This window comes from Caballeronia sp. INML2, assembly GCF_023631365.1.
In the GTDB taxonomy this organism is placed as follows: Bacteria; Pseudomonadota; Gammaproteobacteria; order Burkholderiales; family Burkholderiaceae; genus Caballeronia; species Caballeronia turbans.
In genome coordinates, this window is record NZ_JALQDH010000206.1 from 1 (window position 1) to 649 (window position 649).

General features: G+C 61.0%; 1 protein-coding gene. It reads left to right on the plus strand.

Translation table 11 applies throughout. The annotated features are described in order from the left end of the window. Window positions 1-648 (plus strand): SDR family oxidoreductase (locus tag NCT32_RS37015; protein ID WP_250491564.1); only part of this gene is annotated, 648 nt, incomplete at its 5' end. Window position 649 lies beyond the last annotated feature (1 nt).

The window sequence follows — 649 nt, forward strand, 5'->3', positions numbered from 1 at the left end:
AAGCGCGCGGCCCACGAAATTCACGAAATGACCGGCAACCAGGTGACATGGATCCCAGCGGATTGCCGTAAGGCGGAAGACTGCGAAAGAGTAGCGACGACCGTTCGCGCTGTCCACGGGGGCATTGATGTGCTGGTGAACAACGACGGTGCGCCGCCGGTCGGCCCATTGCTTTCTTTCGACGATGCAGCGTGGCATCGCGCAGTCGAGCAAAATCTAATGTACCCGGTGCGCATGGTCCGGCAGGTCGCGGAGTCAATGAGAGAGCGGGGCGGTGGGAGCATTCTTAACATAACTGCCATCTCTGCAATCCAGCCGATCCGCGACCTCGGGCTTTCGGTGGCGACTTGGGGCGGCGTGATCGGCTATGCGAAGACTTTATCGATAGAACTCGCAGAGTTTGGCATCAACGTCAACACAATCTGTCCCGGCTACATCGACACCTCGCGCCTGCGCAAGGTCTTCGCCGCGGGCGATGAACCGGACGAGAGCGTGCGCACCCGTTTGTTACTGGACGTTCCCCTCGGGCGAGTCGGTACGGTCGACGATATTGCAGGTCTCGCGGCATTGCTGGTGTCGCCGCGCGGCGCCTACATTACAGGCGCTGCCATTCAGGTTGACGGCGGTCTGCTTCGCGGCGTCCGCTAGA